General features: G+C 70.4%; 12 protein-coding genes, 1 tRNA gene and 1 pseudogene. 6 read left to right on the top strand and 8 right to left on the bottom strand.

The window, feature by feature from the left end:
* Window positions 1–85: 85 nt before the first annotated feature.
* Window positions 86–1,111, top strand: a complete 1,026-nt coding sequence (locus BK819_RS05365; protein WP_071328723.1) for a glycosyltransferase — start codon at window positions 86–88, stop codon at window positions 1,109–1,111.
* A 10-nt stretch (window positions 1,112–1,121) separates the two neighbouring features.
* On the opposite strand, the gene BK819_RS05360 is transcribed toward BK819_RS05365, so the two are convergent.
* Genes BK819_RS05360 through BK819_RS05350 form a run of 3 tightly spaced genes read right to left on the bottom strand, consistent with a single transcriptional unit; the run spans window position 1,122 to window position 5,429 of the window.
* Entirely contained in the window at window positions 1,122–2,558 is a 1,437-nt protein-coding gene (locus BK819_RS05360; protein ID WP_071328238.1) for a CDP-glycerol glycerophosphotransferase family protein, read from the bottom strand.
* The gene (locus BK819_RS05355) at window positions 2,555–3,808 is read right to left on the bottom strand and encodes a CDP-glycerol glycerophosphotransferase family protein (protein WP_071328237.1); all 1,254 of its coding nucleotides are present in this window, start codon (window positions 3,806–3,808) and stop codon (window positions 2,555–2,557) included. Before BK819_RS05355 ends, BK819_RS05360 begins: the two co-directional genes overlap by 4 nt.
* 46 nt (window positions 3,809–3,854) lie before the next feature.
* Window positions 3,855–5,429: a S1C family serine protease gene (locus BK819_RS05350; RefSeq protein ID WP_071328236.1), complete on the bottom strand. Its 1,575-nt coding sequence runs from the start codon at window positions 5,427–5,429 to the stop codon at window positions 3,855–3,857.
* Window positions 5,430–5,524: 95 nt separating this feature from the next.
* Between BK819_RS05350 and BK819_RS05345 the strand changes: the two genes are divergently transcribed.
* Window positions 5,525–6,727 carry an aminotransferase class I/II-fold pyridoxal phosphate-dependent enzyme gene (locus BK819_RS05345; RefSeq protein WP_071328235.1) on the top strand — a complete coding sequence of 401 codons (1,203 nt, stop codon included), beginning with the start codon at window positions 5,525–5,527 and terminating at the stop codon, window positions 6,725–6,727.
* Window positions 6,728–6,736: 9 nt separating this feature from the next.
* Here the strand turns inward: BK819_RS05345 and BK819_RS05340 are convergent, their stop codons facing one another.
* Window positions 6,737–7,546, bottom strand: a complete 810-nt coding sequence (locus BK819_RS05340; protein ID WP_071328234.1) for a carbon-nitrogen hydrolase family protein — start codon at window positions 7,544–7,546, stop codon at window positions 6,737–6,739.
* 78 nt (window positions 7,547–7,624) lie between these two features.
* Here BK819_RS05340 and BK819_RS05335 point away from each other — a divergent pair.
* The 4 genes and pseudogenes from BK819_RS05335 to BK819_RS05320 all read left to right on the top strand — a co-directional run bounded on the left by BK819_RS05335 (window position 7,625) and on the right by BK819_RS05320 (window position 10,778).
* Window positions 7,625–7,698 (top strand) — tRNA-Met (locus BK819_RS05335).
* Between the two features lie 258 nt (window positions 7,699–7,956).
* Entirely contained in the window at window positions 7,957–9,117 is a 1,161-nt protein-coding gene (locus BK819_RS05330; RefSeq protein ID WP_071328233.1) for a glutathione-independent formaldehyde dehydrogenase, read from the top strand.
* A 25-nt stretch (window positions 9,118–9,142) separates the two neighbouring features.
* Window positions 9,143–9,829, top strand: a pseudogene (locus tag BK819_RS05325) (TMEM175 family protein).
* Window positions 9,830–9,902: 73 nt separating this feature from the next.
* Window positions 9,903–10,778: an aminoglycoside phosphotransferase family protein gene (locus tag BK819_RS05320; RefSeq protein WP_071328232.1), complete on the top strand. Its 876-nt coding sequence runs from the start codon at window positions 9,903–9,905 to the stop codon at window positions 10,776–10,778.
* Between the two features lie 23 nt (window positions 10,779–10,801).
* On the opposite strand, the gene BK819_RS05315 is transcribed toward BK819_RS05320, so the two are convergent.
* From BK819_RS05315 to BK819_RS05300, 4 genes are all read right to left on the bottom strand, one after another.
* Window positions 10,802–11,644 (bottom strand): universal stress protein, encoded by an 843-nt coding sequence (locus BK819_RS05315; protein ID WP_071328231.1) that lies wholly within the window; start codon window positions 11,642–11,644, stop codon window positions 10,802–10,804.
* A 263-nt stretch (window positions 11,645–11,907) separates the two neighbouring features.
* Window positions 11,908–12,798, bottom strand: a complete 891-nt coding sequence (locus BK819_RS05310) for a hypothetical protein (protein ID WP_071328230.1) — start codon at window positions 12,796–12,798, stop codon at window positions 11,908–11,910.
* A 225-nt stretch (window positions 12,799–13,023) separates the two neighbouring features.
* Window positions 13,024–15,930, bottom strand: coding sequence for a UPF0182 family protein (locus tag BK819_RS05305; RefSeq protein WP_071328229.1), 2,907 nt, complete (start codon window positions 15,928–15,930; stop codon window positions 13,024–13,026).
* A gap of 74 nt (window positions 15,931–16,004) precedes the next feature.
* Entirely contained in the window at window positions 16,005–17,096 is a 1,092-nt protein-coding gene (locus tag BK819_RS05300) for a PDZ domain-containing protein (protein ID WP_083391675.1), read from the bottom strand.
* Between the last annotated feature and the right edge of the window lie 108 nt (window positions 17,097–17,204).

Raw genomic sequence — 17,204 nt, 5'->3', positions numbered from 1 at the left:
GGAGGGCGGGGCAGGAGCGGCGTGACATGATCGACGTGTGCCAGCCAACGGATCCCCCGCCCCCGTCACCGGGGTGTCCTTCGTGATGCCGGTGCTCAACGAACGCGCCTACCTGGAGCACGCGGTCGCGTCGGTGCTCGCTCAGGAGGTCGGGGTTCCGGCCGAGCTCGTCCTCGCGCTGGGACCGTCGTCGGACGGCACCACGGCCCTCGCCCGCCGACTGGCCGCTGCCGACGACCGGATACGCCTCGTGGACAACCCCGCCGCGCACATCCCCGTCGGACTCAACGCCGCGATCCGGGCCAGCCGCTACCCCACCGTCATCCGGGTCGACGCGCACTCCGAGCTCGCCCCCGGCTACGCGGCCCGTGCCCTGCAGACGCTGCAGCGCACGGGGGCGGCCAACGTCGGCGGCGTGATGCACGCCGAGGGCCGGACTCCCTTCCAGAAGGCCGTCGCCCGGTTGTACAACTCCCCGGTCGGCCTGGGCGGCGGCGCGTATCACGGCGGCCGCGTCGAGGGCGAGGCGGAATCCGCCTACCTCGGCGTGATGCGGCGGGAGGTGCTCGACGAGGTCGGTCTCTTCGACGAGTCGATCCGCCGCGGCGAGGACTGGGAGCTGAATCTGCGCATCCGTCAGGCCGGCCACCGGGTGTGGTTCGATCCCGAGCTGTCGGTGACCTACTGGCCGCGGGAGAGCTGGCTGCGACTGGCCAGACAGTTCCGCGCGACCGGGGCCTGGCGAGGAGAGCTGGTGCGCCGCTTCGGGCGCCGCAACGGTCTGCGCTACTTCGCCCCACCCGTGCTCCTGCTGTTCGTCGTGCTCGCCGTCGTCCTCGGGATCCTGCAGCTCACCGGGGTCGTGTCCGGCATCGTCTCCCTCATCGCCTCGGGTCTGGTCTACGTCCCGCTCGCGCTCTACGTCCTGCTCGTGGTCGGCGTGGCTCTCGCGCCGGGCGGGGGCGGCGTGCGGCAACGCCTGTGGACGCTCCTCGTGCTGCCCACGATGCACCTCTCGTGGGGCCTCGGCTTCCTCGGCGGGGTGCTGCGCGGAGCCGGCGACACGGTGGACGCATCGCGGCTCGGCACGCGGAACACTCCCCTGCCCTGAACGCCGACGGCTACGGGGTGACGAATCCGAGGTCGAGGATCCGGTCGACCACCCGCTGCGCGGCCCGGCCGTCGTCGAGCGCGTTGAACTGCCGCTGCCACGCGGCATAGCGCTCCGCGTACCGTTCCCGGTGGCCCTGGTCGTCCAGCGCGGCCACGAGCTCGTCCTGCGTACGGACCAGCGGGCCCGGCGCGCGTTCCGCGAGATCGAAGTAGAAGCCGCGGAGCTGACCGCGATAGTGGTCGAGGTCGGGCACGAGGAAGTACATCGGCTTGCCCGTCACCGAGAAGTCGAACATGACGGAGGAGTAGTCCGTCACGAGGGCGTCGGCGGCGAGCAGGAGCTGCGACGTCTCGGGATAGCCGGTCACGTCGATCACCCGCGCGCCGGCACGGTCCCTGCCCTCCCCCAGCGTGCGCGAGTGACCGCGCACGAGCACGACGGCGTTCGTCTGCCGCGCGAGGAGTTCCGGATCGACGAAGTCGACCATCTCCGCACGGTCGTCACGCCACGTCGGGGCGTAGAGCAGCACGCGTTCGTCGGCTCCGATGCCGAGCGCCGCGCGCACGGCGACCGGATCCCCGGTGCGCAGAGCATCGTTGCGAGGATAGCCGTCGACCCAGATCGGCCGCCCGAAGAACGCGTAGGCCTTGCGGAGGATGCGCGCGGAGTAGGTGTTCTGCGCCAGCAGCACGTCCCACCGCCGGGACTCCTTGACCACCGCCGCCATCCGCCGGGGGTCGAACCCCGGGCGGTGCAGCGCCAGACGTTTGAGGGGCGTGCCGTGCCAGGTCTGCAGCACCTTCTGCCCCGGCTTGCGCGCGAAGCGACGGCGCAGCCAGTCGTTCACGATGAGCAGTCGTGCAGCACCGCGGGCGCGCCACCACTCCGGGCTGCCCTCGATGACCGCTATCGCGCCGTCCGGCACCTCCACCGACAGATCGGCGACGCTCCAGTACCGGCGCACCTGCGGAGCACGCCGCGCCAGCTCCCGATCGATGGCGCGGGGGTTGCACCCGACGCTCCGGCCGTAGAAGCTCTCGAAGAACACGGCGTTCTCCGTCCCGCCGGTCTGCGCCACATAGCGCTCCTCGAGTGTCGAGCGCCCTTCTGCCGTGTCGTACACGGGATCGACGGGTGCCGCGATGCGGACGAGCGCGCCTTCGACGGCGATCCGCACGCCCGGGAGCACGACCGGCGCGAGACGCAGCTCCGCCAGATCGGCACCGCCGATACGCAGCTCGTACTCACCTGATGGCAGGGGCAGCTCCGGGCCACCCCACCGGGATGCGCGGAGCACGAACGTCGCCTTCCAGGTCTTCCCCCCGCCGGTGACGCGGGCCTCCACCCGCGCCCGCGGTCCGGAGAGTTCGGCACTCTCCGGACGCTGCCCGGTCCCTGCGATGACCAGCGCCTGTGCCGTGTCATCGATGCGGGCCGTCGTCATGCTGCTCCCTTCGGCGCAGGGATCCCCCGCGCACGGATCGTCCGGTATACCCGACGAGTGTTCTGACCGTCACGGAACGCGTGCATCTCCGCGCTGAGCGTAGCGGAACGTCGGGCAGCCTCGTCGAACGCGGCGGGGTCGCCGAGCAGCGTCGCCAGCCGGACGAGCGCCGCCTCCCATCCCGTCGCGAGGCCTGAAGCGGCGACGTCCTCGAAGCGCCCGTAGAAGCCGCGGGTGCGGGCGTACTCCCTCACATCGGGTGCGAGGAAGACCACCGGCATGTCCAGGAGCCCTACGTCGTAGGCGAGCGAGGAGTAGTCGGTGATGAGGACGTCGACCGCGGCCAGCACCGGGGTGACGTCGCTGACGACCGCGCTGGGCAGCGCGCGCACTCGCTCGGTCGTCAGCGGTGGCGTGTAGCTGCCGTCACCGAGCGGATGCGAACGAACGAGGAGGACGGCGTCGTGCTCCTCCAGCACCCGGATGATCTGCATCCATTCCTCGGCCGTCGGCACCGAGGGGTCCGGGGCGCCGTCCCGCCACGTCGGCGCGTAGAGGACCACTCGTCGGGCGTCGCCGATCGCGCCCAGGGCCTCCGCGAGCAGAGCCCGTGCATGCGCGCGGCGTTCCTGGGGCGTGCCGAGGGAGAGCACATCGACGCGCGGCTCCCCCGTGACCACGACCCGGCCGTCGCTCAGCCCGAACGCGGACTCGAGGCGCGCCCTGGCCCGGTGCGAGGCGGCGGGCAGGACGCGGATCCGTTGCGCGGCGCCGCGGTACAGCAGCCCGACGAGGCGCCGGAGGATCGGGGCGCCGGGGACGGCGGGCACCTGCGTGGTGGCCGGCGAGTCGAGGCCGATGCGCTTGAGCGGGATACCGTGCCAGAGCTGCACGACGAAGGCGCCACCGTTGCCGTAGCGGTTCACATCGCCGAGGCCGTGCGTCACGATCAGCACGCCGGCGCGCGCGGTCGCCCACCATCCGCGGAACCCGCCCCGCGGGACGGTCCGCAGGCCGAGGGCCTCGGCGTCGGCCGCTTCGCGCGCCGATCCGGTCAGCCAGAGGGTCTCATGCCCCTCCCCTGCCGCATACCGCTGCAGGGCGAGAGCGCCGTCGCCGACGCCGGCACCGCAGCCGAAGACCCATCGCCGACCGCGCGGCACGACGAGGGTGCCGAGACGACCGAGGGCGTACAGCGGGATCCGGAGCAGCTTGGCCGCGTTGCCGGTGCCGAAAGAGAAGGACGCCACCCGGCGAGCCTATCGCGCGGGTGGCGTCCTTCTCTGACCGTCGGGATCAGCCGGCGAGCGTGCCGAGCGTCACCTCGATCTCACTCTGCTTGCCGTTGCGGACGTAGGTCACGTCAGCCTTGCTGTCGGCCGCCGCCGCACGCACCTGCGCGGTCAGGTCGGTCGCGCTCGTGATGGGCACCCCGTTGAAGCTCGTCACGACGTCGCCGACCTGGAGACCGGCGGCCGCGGCCGCGCCCCCGTCGGTGACCTCGGCGATGTACGCACCGGCCTCGGTCGCGCCCTCGACGCCGGAGGCATCGCGGACGGATGCGCCCAGCAGGCCGTGGGTGGCCGCGCCGTCGGCGATGATCTCGTCCGCGACGCGCTTGGCGATGTTGGACGGGATGGCGAAGCCGATGCCGATCGAGCCCGACTCCTCGGAGTTGCCCGAGCTCGCGATGGCGACGTTGATGCCGATCAGCTCGCCCTTGCTGTTGACGAGGGCGCCGCCCGAGTTGCCATGGTTGATCGCGGCGTCCGTCTGGATCACGGCGATCGAGATCGACTCGGTGGCCTGCTGCCCGCTGTTGCCGGGCAGATCGAACTGGAACGGCCCTTCGCTCTGCCCGTCCTCCGGCGCCTGCTGCTGCGGGGCGTCCTCGGAGGAGGAGTCGGGAAGCGCGGAGGAGGCGATCTGGATGCTGCGGTTCAGCGCGCTCACGATGCCGGTGGTGACCGAGTTCGCCAGGCCCAGCGGGGCGCCGAGGGCTACGGCGGTGTCGCCGACGTTCAGCTTCGACGAGTCTGCGAATGCGATCGGAGTCAGGCCCTCGGCGTCGGTGAGCTTGATCACCGCGAGGTCGTAGATCGGGTCGGTGCCGACCACGGTGGCATCGTAGATGCGCCCATCGGAGGTCGTGACCCGGATCGTCGGGTCTGCCGCCGCCCCGCCGAGCGTGACGACGTGCGTGTTGGTGAGGACGTAGCCGTCCTTGCTGATGATGACGCCCGAGCCGCTGCCGGCCTCCTGGGAGCCGGCGACCTCGATCGTCACGACAGAGGGAAGAGCCTCGGTCGCGACCGCGGTGGTCTCGTTGACCGAGCCGGGATTGTTCACCGTGACGGTCTGCGGTCCCTGCGCCGACCCGGAGGACGGCGAGTCCTGCAGCCCGGTGAGCAGCGCGCCGCCGCCGAAGCCGGCGACGCCACCGACGAGGGCGGCCGCGACGATGAACGCCGCGACGCGGGTGCCACCGCGCGATTTCTCCTTCGTGGCGGCGGGAGACGGCTCCGCCGGCGGCACGGTGCCGTCGAGCGGGCGGGTGTCCTGCGCCGGGACGCCGAATGCAGCGCCGGGGACGCCGGCGGCGGCCGGACCGGGCGCGGCCAGCCCGTGCGGCACGGGGGCCACCGTCGGCGTACCGGCGGCGTGCGATGCGAACGTCGGCGGCATGTGGTGGCCCTGCGGGGCGACCGGGGCGGAGGCAGCCGGTGCGCCCGTCGCAGGGGTGCCGTCGGCGGCCGGAGACGGCGCGCTCGGCGCGGCCTCGGGGGTCTGGGGGATCTGGGGGGTGTGTCCGGCGGACACAGCGTCGTCCGACGCCGGTGCCGGGCGGTCCTGCGGGTTGTCCTGGTTCATGGTGTGCTCCTTCAACGCTCCTCCAGGATGCCCCGCATCCCTGTGCGTTCCTTATGCCGAGCTTGAGTTTCCGCTATGGCCTTAGCCTGTTCTTCATGAGTGTCATCCCCGGCGCATGGCGTCGCACGGCGGCCGGTGCCGGTCTGCTCGACGCGGACGGTTCCGTCGCGCCCACCATCTTCGCAGAGATGTCCGCCGCGGCGGCCCGAACCGGCTCGATCAATCTGGGCCAGGGCTTCCCCGACGAGGACGGCCCGGCGGCGGTGCTCACCGCCGCACGCGACGCGATCGCCGACGGCCTCAACCAGTACCCGCCCGGGCGCGGGTACCCCGATCTGCTTCTGGCCATCGCGGAGCATCAGCAGCGCTTCTACGGCCTCGCAATCGACCCGGACTCCGAGGTCATCGTGACGGCCGGCGCCACCGAGGCCCTCACCGCGACCCTGCTCGCCCTCATCGACGGGCCGGAGGACGAGGTCGTCGTCTTCGAGCCTTACTACGACTCGTACGCCGCGGCGGTGGCGCTCGCGGGCGCTCGCCTCCGGACGGTGCCCCTGCTGGCGCCCGATTTCCAGCCCGACCTGGATCAGCTGGCGGAGGCCGTCACGGACCGGACCAGGATCATCCTCGTCAACGACCCGCACAACCCCACCGGAGCCGTCTTCGACGAGGAGGTGCGCCGCGAGGTGGTGCGCCTGGCCGCGCGGCACGACGCGATGATCGTCACGGACGAGGTCTACGAGCATCTCACCTTCCACACCCCGCACGTCCCGATCGCCACCCTGCCCGGTGCCGCGGAGCGGACCCTCACCATTTCGTCCGCGGGGAAGACCTTCTCGACCACGGGGTGGAAGATCGGCTGGGTGCACGGCCCCGCCGCGCTCATCACGGCCGTCCTGACCGTCAAGCAGTACCTCACGTACGTCAACGGCGCCCCGTTCCAGCCGGCTGTGGCGGTGGGCCTCCGCCTCGACGACGCGTTCTTCTCGGATGCCGCCGCCGCGCTCGCCCGCAAGCACGCCATCCTCGGCGACGGTCTGCGCGCAGCCGGCTTCACGGTCCACGCACCGCAGGGCGGCTACTTCACGGTGGCCGATGCGACGGCCCTCGGCGGCACGGACGCGGCGGCCTTCTGCCGCGCGCTTCCGGAACGGGCGGGTGTCGTGGCGATCCCGCTCACCGCCTTCGTGTCCCCCGCGCGGCGCCCGACGTACGCGGGGCTCGTGCGTTTCGCGGCATGCAAGCGCGTGGAGGTGCTGGAGGAGGCAGCTACGCGCCTCGCGAGCCTGCACCCCTGAGGGGCGCGGTCAGCGTGGGACCACGGCGTACCGCCGTGCCCGCAGCGAAGGGTTCGTCGCACGGACGCGGGCGATCACCGCGCCATCGACCACACCGAGGGCCACTCCCGGCTCGGAGCCGATACCGGCGCGGACGACGCCCTGCGGGTCGACGATGCGTGAGTGCCCCACGCCGATCGGCGCCGGGTGGTCCGCGGCGATCACGAACACCGTGTTCTCGATGGCCCGCGCCGCGAGCAGGGTGGTCCAGTGCTGCTCCTTGAGCGGTCCGCGCACCCACTCCGCCGGCACCACGAGCGCCTCGGCGCCGGCGACCGCGAGAAACCGCGACAGCTCGGGGAACCGCAGGTCGTAGCAGGTCATCAGTCCGAAGCGCACTCCGCCGACCTCGAACACCGCGGGCTCGCCGATGTCTCCCGGCTCCACCCAGTCCGACTCGGTCTGCCCGAACGCGTCGTAGAGGTGCTGCTTGCGGTAGACCGCGAGGATGCCGTCGCCGCGCACGGCGACGACGGTGTTGCGCACGCGCCCCTCGTCCGAGGCCTTCTCCGTGACGCCCGCGACGATGACGACGGCGAGCTCCGCGGCCAGACCGATGAGCCCGGTCACGAACTCGCCGTCCAGGTGCTCCGCGTTCGCCGCCAGGCGCTCGTCCATCGGGTCGACGAAGAAGCTCGAGTACTCCGGGAACACGATCAGCTTCGCCCCGAGCCGCGCGGCCTCTGCGGCGAGCTCGGCGATCTGCTCCCTGTTGTGCTCGCGCGAATCGGTGGGGGCGAACTGGCACACGGCGACGGGCACGGCGGTGTTCTCAGACATGACGCCATCCTCTCGCACCTGCCGGTGCCGCGCTCGATTCGACGCCTCCCCGGATCCGTGATAAGTTATCTCTTGTGCCGCGGGGTGGAGCAGTTCGGTAGCTCGCCGGGCTCATAACCCGGAGGTCGCAGGTTCAAATCCTGTCCCCGCAACAAATGAAGGCCCTCTGGCCGGGAGAGATCCCAGGCCGGAGGGCCTTTCGCATGTCCGGCGTCACCGCAGGCCGGCGCTCTCGCCGCGCGGTTCCCGCATTGTCCTCCCCCGCCCCGGATCTGGGAAGGCCCTCCGTCGCGCACCGCCGCGGAGTCACGATGGCCCGGCTCACAGACTGAGCCGAAACGACATGGCCTGACCAGCGCTCCTCACTGCGCCACTCCATCGACGTTTCACATCGCTGAAAGGAAGAGGACATGAGAGCAGTAGTGTACGAAGGCCCGCATACGGTCAGCGTCACCGACGTACCGGATGCCCGTATCGAACGCCCCACCGACGTGCTCGTGCGCATCACCACGACGAACATCTGCGGCTCGGACCTGCACATGTACGAAGGCCGGACGAGTTTCGAGACCGGCCGATGGTTCGGCCATGAGAACCTCGGCGAGGTGATCGAGGTCGGCAAGGCCGTCGACAAGGTGAAGGTCGGCGACTACGTCGCGTTGCCCTTCAACGTCGCCTGCGGGCATTGCAAGAACTGCGAGCGGGGGTTCACCAACTACTGTCTCACCGCGCAGCCCGTCCCGGAGTGGGCGGGAGCCGCCTACGGCTTCGCCGACATGGGGCCGTGGGCCGGTGGTCAGGCAGAGCTCCTCCGGGTGCCGTGGGGCGACTTCAACTGTCTCCGCCTGGGAGAGGACGCCGAGGAGAAGCAGAACGACTACGTGATGCTCGCGGACATCTTCCCCACCGGCTATCACGCCACGGAGCTCGCCCACGTGAAGCCCGGGGACCAGACCGTCATCTACGGCGCGGGCCCCGTCGGCTACATGGCCGCCTACTCCGCGATCCTCAAGGGGGCCGGAAGGGTCATGGTCGTGGATCGGCATCCCGACCGCCTGCGCAAGATCGAGGAGCTGGGGGCGATCGCGATCGACGACTCGGCGGTGGACCCCGTCGAGGCGGTCAACGAGATGACGATGGGGCTGGGCGCCGACAACGGCTGCGAATGCGTCGGCTATCAGGCCCACGACCCGAGCGGCACCGAGGACCCGACCCTCACGCTGAACCGGCTCGTGAAGTCGGTGCGGTTCACGGGCGAGATCGGCGTCGTCGGCGTGTTCATCCCGCAGGATCCCGGCGCCACGGATGAGCTGGCCAAGCAGGGCAAGCTCGCCTTCGACTTCGGGGAGTTCTGGTTCCGCGGCCAGAAGCTCGGGAGCGGTCAGTGTCCGGTGAAGAAGTACAACCGACGACTGCGCGACCTCATCGCCGGCGGCAAGGCGACACCCTCCCGTGTGGTCAGCCACGATCTGCCGCTCGAAGAGGCACCGCAGGCGTACGAGCACTTCGACAATCGGGACGACGGCAGGACGAAGGTCGTGCTGCACCCGGATCGCACTTCGACGGCGGCGTGACCCGACGGGCGCGAGGGCGACGAAGATGGGGACGGACGGCCGACGGGACCGGCGCTCGCCGGCGCCTGCCGCGGGACGAGCGGATCCCGGCCGCGCGGTCGCGTTCAGTGATGCGATCATCGCCATCGTCATCACGCTGCTCGTGCTCGATCTCCGACCACCCCGGGCCGAGGAGGGCGAGCTGCTGCCCGCCCTCCTCGACGAGTGGCCGACCTATCTGGCGTATGCCGTCTCGTAGGTCTATATCGCGGTGATCTGGCTGAACCACAAGGCCGCCTTCACGCGGATCCGGGTGATGGACCGCGGCCTGCAATGGGCCAACCTCGGCATCCTCGCCACCCTCGCACTCGTCCCCTGGCCCACCGCGGTGATCGCGGTGACGGCGAGGACCGGGAATCTCGCAGACGAGCGGGTCGCCGTGGCGCTCTACGCTCTCGTCGGGGCTCTGCTGTGCTCCGCGTGGCTGCTCTTCTTCTCGTACCTGGCTCGTCACCCCGACCTCACGCACGAAGACGTCGACGACTCCTACTTCGCCCACGAACGCCCGCGCGCACTCATCGGAGTCGCCCTGTACCTCGCCGCCGGGGTCCTCGGCGTCGCGGTGCACCCGCTCGTCGCGTCGATCGTCTTCCTGCTCCTCCCGGCTTTCTACGGCTTCACGAGCCACGGTCACGACGAGGGGCCCCGGCTGTTCTCCTCGTCCCGCCGTTAGAGCGTGCGCCCCATCCCGGTGCTCGGAGGCCGGTCGAGCCACAACGAGAGGCGACCTCTGCGAGTATCGAGGGGTGAGCCGACCGGTCGACATCGATGCGCGCGTCGTCGCGGAGCTCGTCGAGGAGCAGTTCCCCCGCTGGGCGCACCTGCCCGTCCGCGCCGTGGCGCGTCAGGGGTGGGACAACAGGACGTTCCGGCTGGGCGACGAGTTGTCGGTGCGGCTTCCCGTCGCCGAGCCCTATGCCGCGGCCGTGCACAAGGAGAGCAGAGCGCTCGCGTTCCTCGAGGGAAGGCTGCCTGTCGCGGTTCCCTCCGTCGTGGCGCTGGGGGCTCCCGGCCGGGGCTACCCGTTGCCGTGGTCGATCCGCCGGTGGCTCGACGGCGATACCGTGGACCGCGCCACGGAACTCGATCGCGTTCGCCTCGCCGTGGATCTCGGAGGTCTCCTCCGCGTCCTGAGGTCTCTCCCCGTGCACGAAGGGCGGGCCACCGGCCGGCATTCGTTCTTCCGCGGTTCGCATCCGAGCGTCTACAGCGACGAGGTCCAGGCCGCGCTCCAGCGGCTGGACGGCACCCTGGATGCGGAACTGTGCCGGAGCGTCTGGCTCGCCGCGACGGGCAGCGCGTGGGAGTCCGCGCCGGTCTGGTTCCACGGCGATGTCGCCGTGGGCAACCTGCTCGTCAGCGACGGCCGCCTGTCGGCGATGATCGACTTCGGCACCTGCGGCGTCGGCGATCCCGCCTGCGACCTCGTCATGGCATGGACGTACTTCGACGGCGACGCGCGCGACGCGTTCCGCGACGCCGTCGACCTGGATGCCGCGACCTGGCGACGGGCTCGCGGCTGGGCGCTCTGGAAGGCCCTGGTGACACTCGCAGGCGGGTCAGGACCGGGTGGCGACGACAGCCGTCGCGTTCTCCACGAGGTGCTGACCAGCCCGCTCTAGACCCGCGGATGCCGTCGAGCCGGTCAGCGGACGACGGCAGTGGGCGCCGCGAGGGCCGCGAGGACCTCATGACTGATGGAGCCGAGCAGGAAGCGGGCGACCGGCCCTCGTCCGTGCGATCCGACCACGGCGAGGCTCGCGGTGGCGGCCGCACGGTTGATGACCTCGGACGGGTAGCCGCGTTCCACCCGGGGCTGGAGCTCGAGATCCGGATACGTCTGGCGCAGTCCGGCGAGGGCGACGGCGAGGGTCTCCTCCGACAGCTCCTGCATGGAGGAGAGGTACTGCTCGGGGTATGCCCGCGCCCCGCGCGGAAGCGGGACGGGGGTCCACACCGTCACCGGGATGAGGGGCTCGCCGAGGCGGTCGGCCTCGGCGGCGGCGAAGGCGACCGCGGCCTCCGAGATCGGCGACCCGTCCACACCGACGACCACACCGCGACGGTCGGCGGTCTCGATGTCGGGGATCACCACGACAGGGCAGGACGAGTCGGCGACGATGCGCAGTCCGTGCGCCCCGCGTCGAGGGCTGTCCGCGTCATCCGGACGGAAGTCGCTGCCGATCACGAGGAGGTTCGCGCCCGCGGTGGTCGAGACGAGCTGTCGGACCGGGTCGCCGCGGAGCACGACGAGGTCGACGTCCAGGCCCCGATCCTTCAGCGTCTCCGCGTGCTCCTCCAGCAGACTCCGCGCAGCCGCGATCGCGGCGTCCACCACGGGGCCCTCTCCGACGGCGCCGACCGCTCCCCCGACGACGCTCGCGAGGAGCAGCGTGGCCTTCCGCGACCGTGCGCGGTGCGCCGCCCACTCCAGTGCTCGTCGTCCCGCCGACGTGTCCACCACTCCCACAACGATGCGCTCAGTCACGACACCCTCCCTGTTTCCCTCCACCCTCCCATGCCACCCCCTCCCCGCGCGACGGTCCGTCCCGGACAAAACCCTCCGCCTACTCAGGCAGTCGCGCCAGCTCAGGCTTTCTGCCCAGAGGTCGCCTGACCTCGCGCGCCCGCCTGCTGCCGCGAGAACGCCTGTCCTGGTGTGCCGCGCACGAAACCAGGCACCCGCGCGGCATCAGGCCCGCGGGCAGGGGGTCGCCTGAAGCGGCGCGAGTGCCTGAATGCGCGGGGCGACTACTCGCCGACGTACCGCCAACCCCGGGAGTTCTCGGTGACCTCCCGGAATCCTGTCCATCGGGTCCGTTCCTGCGCGTCCTCGCCATCGACGACGACGAGGACGGCGTGCACGCCCCCGACCAGCAGCCACCGGCCGGCTTCTGCCAGGAGCACGCGCCGCACGATCGGGTCCTCGGCGTCTTCATCGGACACCTCCGCCAGCACGGGGCCGACGGGGTGGCGCTCGGGGCGACCGACCGTGAGGTCCAGTTCGAGGTACCCGGTGTCGGCACCGTCGGTGCGTGCGATGAAACGGACCCCGCCGGAACCGAGCTCGCGGCGCACCGTGATCCCCTCGCTTCCGGCTCCCGCTCCCACGAGCTCGGTCGGCGTCGCCATCAGCACGACCTCGGTCGTTCCCGCGTGCACGAACCCCGCCCTCGCGAAGGCTTCGCGCACGTGGGGCCAGGAGTCGGGAACCCCGGTGACTCCCGGGAACGGGAGCTGTCCCTCTGCGTACACCGCCGCCACACGCCACGTCCGGAGCTGGACCACGCACGCGCGCAGGAGCACATCGAAGGCCGAAGGGTCATCGGAGTCCGGAAAGGCCAGCGCGAACTGGATCAGCCCCGCGTCGCGATAGTCGTCGCTCACGCGGGCGTCGCCGGAGAACCGTTGCAGATGCGCCGCCGCGACGAGACGTTCGCGTTGCTCGACGACGATGGTCGCGCGCTCAGTGACCCAGGGGTCGAGGACGTACTCGTCCGGCTGACGCTCGAGGGCGCTGAGAACGGTGTTGACCGAGACGCGGGCTCCCGGGATCACGGTCGAGAGGTGTGCGTTGACCAGGTCTGTGAGCTGGTCTCTGTCGTCGCGACGGAAGAATCGAGCGCGGGGTGGGTGTTGCATTGCGGGCCTCCAGCTGAGTCAGGAAATGAAGGCCGCCACCGGGTGCGGTACATGCCCACGCTAACACGCTCGCCACCATGCACCCGCGCCGCATCAGGCCACCGGGCAGAGTCACGCCTGATCTCGCGCGAGTGCCTGATGCGGCGGACCGGCTTCCGGCGCACAGGTACCGGGGAACGCGAAAGGGCACCCTATGAGGGCGCCCTTTCGTGTGCGCGGGGAGGATCACTCTCCTGCGGCGGCCTCGAGTTCCAGGAGCTTCTCGACGGCCGCGGTGAGCCGCTTGTCCGCCTCGCCGAACTTCTCCAGGTCGCCCTCGGCGAGAGCCGCCTGGCGGTCGAGCAGTGCCTGCTGCGCCTTCGCCAGGGCATCGGCCTGCTCGTCCGTCGGGGTCGGCGTGGTCGGCGTCTCCCCGGTGTCGGGATCGGTCGTGCCCGGATCGGTGGGTTCGACCTCGTCGTCCCCACCGGTCGCGCCGGAGTCGCCGCCGAACAGCGTGTCCAACGCCTCGGTGAGGGTGTTCTCGAAGGCCACCCGGTCACCGAAGGCGACGAGCACCTTCTGCAGACGCGGCAGCTGCGTCCCCTCGGACGACTGCACGTAGACCGGCTGGACATAGAGCAGACCGCCACCGACGGGCAGGGTCAGCAGATTGCCGTAGATGACCTCGGACTCCCCCTGCTGGAGCAGGTTGAGCTGCGGGACCACGGCCGTGTCCGAGTTGTAGGTGTTCTGCACCTGACCGGGGCCGGGCACCGTGGTGTCGGTGTCGATCTCGAGCATGCGCAACTGCCCGTATCCCTCGGCCTTCACGCCCTTCTCGGCGCCGGCATCCGAGTCGACGGCGAGATAGCCCATCAGCACGTCACGGCTGCCCCCCGCACCCTGGGAGGCGGGGATGAAGGTGGAGAACATCGAGAACCGCGGTTCGTCCTGGCCTGGCATCTGCATGGTCAGGTAGTACGGCGGCTGCAGCATCGCGTCGCTGCGCGGGTCGTTCGGCGTCTGCCAGCGGTTGTCCTGCTGGGCGAACGAGCCGGCCTTGTCGACGTGGTAGATGCCGAGGATGTCGCGCTGCACCTTGAACAGGTCGGTCGGGTACCGGACGTGGCTCATGAGCTCGCCGGACATCTCGCTGATCGGCTTGAGGGTCGAGGGGTAGACCTTCTGCCAGGTCTTGAGGATCGGGTCCTCCTCATCCCAGGCGTACAGCGTGACCGATCCGTCGTAGGCGTCGACGGTGGCCTTGACCGAGTTGCGGATGTAGTTGATGTCGTCGATCGCGAGCGACGGCGTCGGCACGTTCGAGTCGGCGATCGCATCGGACAGGCTCACGCTCGTCGAGTACGGGTAGGTCGAGCTCGTCGTGTAGCCGTCGACGATCCAGACGATGCGGCCGTCTACGACGCTCGGGTACGGGTCGCTGTCGAGCTCGAGGTACGGCGCGACCTTCTGCACGCGCGTCTTCGGGTCGCGGTCGTACAGGATCTGCGAGTCCTCGTTGACGAGGTTCGAGAACAGGATCTGCTCCGACTGGAACTTGAGCGCGTAGAGCAGCTTGGTGAAGCTGTCGCCGATCTTCGGTCCACCGTTCCCGGAGAACGTCGTCTTCGTCTCGCTCGAGCCGTCCTTGCCGCGCGGGTAGTCAATCTCGACCGGGTCGGCCCCCTCCGGGGCGCCGACGATCGAGTACTCCGGGGAGTTCTCGCCGAAGTAGACCCGCGGCTCGAAGTCGCCCTGCTCGGACAGGAAGCCCGAGGTGGGGATGCCGCGCTCCAGGAAGACGGGCTCGCCGTCGGTCGTGCGCTGGTTGCCTGCCGCGGCGACGAGGCCGTAGCCGTGCGTGTAGACCGCGACGCGGTTGTTCCAGTTGTCACCGTCGCCCAGACCCGACATGTCGAGGTCGCGGACGGAGACGACCGTGTCCTGCTTCACGCCGTCGATCTCGTAGCGGTCGACGTCCATGGTCGTCTGGAACTGGTAGTAACCGCGGTACTGCTCGAGCTGGCGGACCGTCGGCGGGATGACCTTCGGGTCCATGATGCGGATCGACGCGGTGGTCTCGGCATCGGCGCGGAGCTGGCCCGCCTCGGCATCCGTCTCGGCCTCGAAGGCCGTGGTCTCCAGGTCGGCGACGCCGTAGGCCTCCTTCGTGCCGTCGATGTTCCGCTGGTAGTACTCGGCCTGGTAGGCGTTCTGGTTCGGCTTGACCTGGAAGGTGGTGACCACCCACGGGTAGCCGATGCCGATGACGAGCGAGGCCACGATCAGCAGCGCGGTCGCCGCGAGCGGGAAGCGCCAGCGGCCGATGACGGCCGTGATGAAGAAGAGGATGGCGACGACGGCGGCGATGATCGCGAGGATGCCGAGGCCGGGGATGGTCGCGTTGGCGCCCGTGTAGGCGGCACCGGTGATCCGGTCGTCCGGCTCCACGAGGGTCTTGTAGCGGTCCAGCCACAGGCTCGCCGCCTGCACGAGCAGGTAGAGACCGGCGATGACCGCGAGCTGAATGCGGGCCGGCTTCGAGATGCGCAGCTCGCCCTGGCCGACGCGCACCGAGCCGTACAGGTACGACACCAGTGCGGTGACGAGAAGGCTCAGCAGCAGGACCGCCGAGACGAACGCCAGAAGGATCGAGTAGAACGGCATCGCGAACATGTAGAACCCGGTGTCGACCTTGAACTGCGGGTCGACCTCACCGGTGGCGACGCCGTTGGCCCAGAGCCACACGGTCTTCCAGTTGCCGGCCGCCGCGAACCCCGCGAAGAGGCCGAAGAAGATGGGCATGCCCCACATCGCGAGGCGGCGCAGCGGCTCGATGACCTCCTGGTAGCGGTCGAGCTGCGAGCTCAGCCGGACGTAGACCGGGCGGAGCCGATACGCGAGCTGGATGACGACGAACAGCGGCACCGCCATGCCGAGGAAGCCGACGACGAACATCACCGCCGTCGCGATCCACTGCGTGGTGAGCACGCCGGTGAAGCCGACCTGGTCGAACCAGAGGAATTCGGTGTAGAGCGACGCGAAGACGAAGAACGCCGCGATGAGCGCGGCGATGATCACCAGGGAGATTCCGAGGATGCGTCGGGAGGTTCGAGGCGTGGCCGGGGGCTGGGCTGGGGTCGAGGTCACCCCTCCATCCTAGGCACCGCTCGCTGTGGGCAGGCTGTCACACCGGTCACGGCGGGGTCACGACCCGCGCCGACTCAGGTGGTCGGGACGTCGCAGGTCGGCAGCGCGTCGACGTCGCCGTCCTCCGCGATGACCTCCAGCGCCGCGAGCGAGTCGTCGAGGGTCGCAGTGCGGATGACCTGCAGGCCGTCCGGGACGTGCCCCACGACCTCATCGCAGTTGGCCTCCGGCGCGAGGAAGTAGTCCGCACCGGCGTCGCGAGCGCCGTAGAGCTTCTGGCGGATGCCGCCGATCGGGCCGACGGTCCCCTCGGCATCGATCGTGCCCGTACCCGCGACCTCCTTGCCGCCGTTCAGCTCGCCCGGTGTGAGGGTGTCGATGATCCCGAGGGCGAACATCATCCCCGCGCTCGGGCCGCCGACGTTGTCGAGCTGGATCGTGACGTCGACCTCGAAGTCGTAGTCCGTGCGCAGGGTGATGCCGATCAGCCACGTCGTCGTGCCGTCCTGCGTCTGCTCCTCCGGCGTGATCTCGACGGTCTGCTCGTCGCCGTCGCGGCGCACCGTGAGCGCGACCGGATCGCCGCCCGCTTCCTGGATGGCTTCGCGGAGTGCGGTCGCCGAGGTGACGGGCGTGCCGTCGATCGCGGTGATCACGTCATCCGCCTGCAGCAGGCCGTCGGCCGGCGATCCTTCGACAGCGTCCACCACCACGACCTCGGCTCCGGTGTCGTAGCCGAGCTCGTTCAGCGCGGCGGCCGTCGCCTCGTGCTGCGAGTCGACCATGAGCATCGCGTTCCGCTCGTCCCGCTGCTCGGTGGTCACACCCTCGGGGAACACCGCGTCCAGCGGCACGACGGCCCGAGACGCGTCCATCCACGCGAGAGCGAGCTCGAACCAGCTCGGCGTCCGTTCCCGGTTGCCGACCACCTGGACGGTCGTCAGGTCGAGCGTCCCGCCCGTCTCGTACGTCTCGGTCCCCTCGACGCTGATGAGCGGGACCTGCTCGCCGTCGGCGTTCTTCGCCGTGCCGAGGGTGTCGTACACGGGGCCCGGACGCTGGATCACATACGGCGACGGCAGGAAGGTGAGGACGGCGAGCGCGGCGAGCGCGACCACCAATGCCCAGACACCGAGTCCGAGCTTCCCTGCGCGCGGTCGTTCCACAGCAATCCTCCGTCGTTCGCGAGCGGCGTACAGCGATCTGCCCGCTTCGGGGTCGCGCACTGAAACCTGTGACTAGCGTAGATGCCACGGCTTCAGACGTGCTGAGAG

The sequence above is a fragment of the Microbacterium sp. LCT-H2 genome, from assembly GCF_001866135.1.
In the GTDB taxonomy this organism is placed as follows: Bacteria; Actinomycetota; Actinomycetes; order Actinomycetales; family Microbacteriaceae; genus Microbacterium.
Note: the sequence above shows the minus strand (reverse complement) of the source record. Positions and strands in the feature narration are given on the sequence as shown.

Excerpts from the sequence above, each read along its gene's own strand:
- BK819_RS05330 (WP_071328233.1), top strand. The coding sequence starts at position 7,957 with ATGAGAGCAGTAGTGTACGAAGGCCCGCATACGGTCAGCGTCACCGAC.
- BK819_RS05340 (WP_071328234.1), bottom strand. The coding sequence starts at position 7,546 with ATGTCTGAGAACACCGCCGTGCCCGTCGCCGTGTGCCAGTTCGCCCCC.
- BK819_RS05310 (WP_071328230.1), bottom strand. The coding sequence starts at position 12,798 with ATGCAACACCCACCCCGCGCTCGATTCTTCCGTCGCGACGACAGAGAC.
- BK819_RS05365 (WP_071328723.1), top strand. The coding sequence starts at position 86 with ATGCCGGTGCTCAACGAACGCGCCTACCTGGAGCACGCGGTCGCGTCG.
- BK819_RS05345 (WP_071328235.1), top strand. The coding sequence starts at position 5,525 with ATGAGTGTCATCCCCGGCGCATGGCGTCGCACGGCGGCCGGTGCCGGT.
- BK819_RS05360 (WP_071328238.1), bottom strand. The coding sequence starts at position 2,558 with ATGACGACGGCCCGCATCGATGACACGGCACAGGCGCTGGTCATCGCA.
- BK819_RS05350 (WP_071328236.1), bottom strand. The coding sequence starts at position 5,429 with ATGAACCAGGACAACCCGCAGGACCGCCCGGCACCGGCGTCGGACGAC.